This window comes from uncultured Planktosalinus sp. (genome assembly GCF_963973675.1).
In the GTDB taxonomy this organism is placed as follows: Bacteria; Bacteroidota; Bacteroidia; order Flavobacteriales; family Flavobacteriaceae; genus Planktosalinus.
The window spans coordinates 1-2,893 of the sequence record NZ_CAXBAN010000344.1 but is presented as its reverse complement, the minus strand read 5'-3'; the positions used below and the strand labels follow the sequence as shown (position 1 = coordinate 2,893).

Annotated in this window: 3 protein-coding genes; 1 reads left to right on the top strand and 2 read right to left on the bottom strand. The window is 39.8% G+C overall.

Annotated features, from left to right (window positions below; translation table 11 throughout):
• Together AACY61_RS11675 and AACY61_RS11670 are read right to left on the bottom strand one after the other, a co-directional pair.
• The coding region (locus tag AACY61_RS11675; protein ID WP_339611759.1) for a phosphoenolpyruvate carboxykinase (ATP) at nt 1-1,130 on the bottom strand (1,130 nt) is incomplete at its 3' end.
• 76 nt (nt 1,131-1,206) lie between these two features.
• Nucleotides 1,207-1,596 carry a DUF423 domain-containing protein gene (locus AACY61_RS11670; RefSeq protein ID WP_339611758.1) on the bottom strand — a complete coding sequence of 130 codons (390 nt, stop codon included), beginning with the start codon at nt 1,594-1,596 and terminating at the stop codon, nt 1,207-1,209.
• Nucleotides 1,597-1,672: 76 nt separating this feature from the next.
• Here AACY61_RS11670 and AACY61_RS11665 point away from each other — a divergent pair.
• Nucleotides 1,673-2,893: saccharopine dehydrogenase family protein (locus tag AACY61_RS11665; RefSeq protein WP_339611756.1), on the top strand; the 1,221-nt coding region annotated here is incomplete at its 3' end.

The window sequence follows — 2,893 nt, the reverse complement described above, 5'->3', positions numbered from 1 at the left end:
GTATAACCACTAATAAAGTGATAAGCTGCTTGTCCCGGTGTTAATTTTGAGATGGGAGGCAACACTCCAAAGGCATCTGCTGTAAGGAAAAAGATGTTTTTTGGGTTTTCAGCAATAGATGGTGTTTGAATATTGTCAATGTGATAAATGGGATAACTCACTCGCGTGTTTTGTGTGATCGTAATGTCTTTAAAATCAACCTCACCCCCTTTGTCCATAATCACATTCTCTAGAATAGCTCCTCTTTTAATAGCTCTGAAGATATCCGGTTCTTGCTCTTCAGTAAGGTTGATGACCTTGGCATAACAGCCGCCTTCAAAGTTAAAAATCTTATTGTCTTCAGTCCATCCATGCTCATCATCACCAATGAGTTTTCTGTTGGGATCTGCAGAAAGGGTTGTTTTTCCGGTACCGGAAAGGCCAAAGAAAATGGCAGTTTCACCATCTTCACCCACATTGGCTGAGCAATGCATCGGCAAGGTATTTTTGTCAACAGGAAGAATGAAATTCAAGGCAGAGAAAATCCCTTTTTTGATTTCACCGGTATATCCCGTTCCACCTATTAAGGCAATTTTTTTAGTAAAGTTTAAAATGGCAAAATTGTGTTGACGGGTGCCGTCAACATCGGGGTCTGCCATAAAACCGGGGGCATTGATGACCAGCCAGTCTGGTGAAAAGCCCGGGAGTTCATTTTCTTCAGGACGAAGAAACATATTATAGGCAAACAAATTGGACCAGGGGTATTCATTGACCACACGAATGTTCAATCTCAAATCATCGTGAGCACAGGCATAGCTGTCCCTCACAAATACTTCCTTTTCAGATAAATAATCTGTGACTTTGTCATACAATTTATCAAACATATCTGTGGGAAAAGGAATATTGATGTTTCCCCACCAAACTTTATCACGGGTGATGTCATCTTTTACAATAAACCTGTCTTTTGGTGAACGCCCGGTAAACTCACCGGTGTTGACTGCCAGTGCGCCTGAATTTGCTTCAACGCCTTGGCCTTTTTCGATGGAGATTTTGTGGAGTTCGTCAGGAGTGAGTTGGTAGTTAACTTTTGCGTTTTTGATTCCGTAGTTTTCCAGCGAAATCGTTTTAGTTGCTTGGTTACTATTGACCATAACTTTTATTTAGATGTTTGTTGTGGATTACAAAAGTATAAAATATTTACTGAGAAAACCCCTAAACAATGAAGATTTATATCGATTTTAACGTAATAATTTTCCATAAAAAATAACACCAGCCAAAGATAAAACAAGCACCTCCTAATGGAGTGATAAAGCCAATTCCGGAAGCATTAAACACCAAAGCTTCTTGAAGGGAAAGCAAATAGATTGAACCGCTGAATAAAAGAATTCCAAGTGTAAAAAGTAATGCTGTGGTGTGAGTAGTTGTGTCGGGGAGTTTTCCTGAAAGGCCAATAAAAATCAATGCAAGAGCATGATACATTTGATACCGAACACCTACTTCAAAAGTGGCTAATGCTTCAATTGTCAATAGGGATTTCAACCCATGGGCTCCAAAGGCACCCAAGACCACAGCGAGCATAGCAAAAATCACTCCTGAAATAACTATTTTTTTATGCATACTTCTTTTTTTGAAACGTTCACAATTTAGTACATTCGTAACCTGATGAAACTTAATGCAAATTTACAAAAATAGAATGAGGAATATATTAATAATTGGTGCCGGCCGTTCGGCAAGTAGCTTGATCAAATACCTGCTTGATAAATCAGAAAAAGAACGCTTGTTTTTGACCATTGGCGATGTCAATATCAAGACAGCTAATACACTTTTAAATAACCATCCCAATGCTAAAGCGGTGGTACTGGATGTGTTTCATGACAAGCAACGCAGAGAAGCAATTGAACAGGCCGATATAGTGATTTCAATGCTCCCGGCACGCTATCATATTGAAGTAGCCAAAGACTGCCTTGAATTTGGTAAAAACATGGTTACAGCTTCTTATATCAGTGATGAAATGCTTAATTTGGATTCCAAAGTAAAATCCAAAGAACTGGTGTTTATGAATGAAATTGGTCTCGACCCGGGCATTGATCATATGAGTGCCATGCAAGTCATTGATCGCATTCGAAAAAAAGGAGGGAAGATGTTGCTCTTTGAATCGTTTTGCGGGGGTTTGGTTGCACCTGAAAGCGACACTAACCTTTGGAATTACAAATTCACATGGAACCCCAGAAACGTCGTGTTAGCCGGACAAGGCGGTGCAGCCGAATTTATTCAGGAAGGCAAATATAAATACATCCCTTACCACAGGCTTTTCAGAAGAACAGAGTTTTTAGATATTAATGGTCATGGACGTTTTGAAGGCTATGCCAACAGAAATTCATTGAAATACAGAGAAATTTATGGTTTGGAAGACATCCTTACCCTGTACAGGGGAACCATTCGCAGGGTTGGTTTTAGCAAAGCCTGGAACATGTTTGTGCAATTGGGAATGACCGATGATTCATACCGGCTTCAGGATACTGAGAATATGAGTTACCGGGAGTTTGTAAATTTATTTCTTCCCTATTCACCCACCGATGCCGTAGAGCTGAAACTGCGTCACAGTCTTAAGATCGATCAGGACGATTTGATGTGGGACAAGCTGGTCGAACTCGATATTTTCAACCCCAATAAAACAATAGGACTTAAAAATGCCACACCAGCTGAATGCCTTCAAAAAATCCTGATGGACAAATGGATGTTGGAACCCGAAGATAAAGATATGATTGTGATGTACCACAAATTTGGCTATGAACTAAACGGCAAAAAATATCAGATTGACTCCAATATGGTCATCAAAGGTGATGACCAAACTTTTACGGCCATGGCAAAAACTGTGGGCTTGCCTGTTGCAATTGCCACGCTTAAAATTTTA

Coding starts and splice junctions, on each gene's coding strand:
- AACY61_RS11670 (WP_339611758.1), bottom strand. CDS start 1,596: ATGCATAAAAAAATAGTTATTTCAGGAGTGATTTTTGCTATGCTCGCT.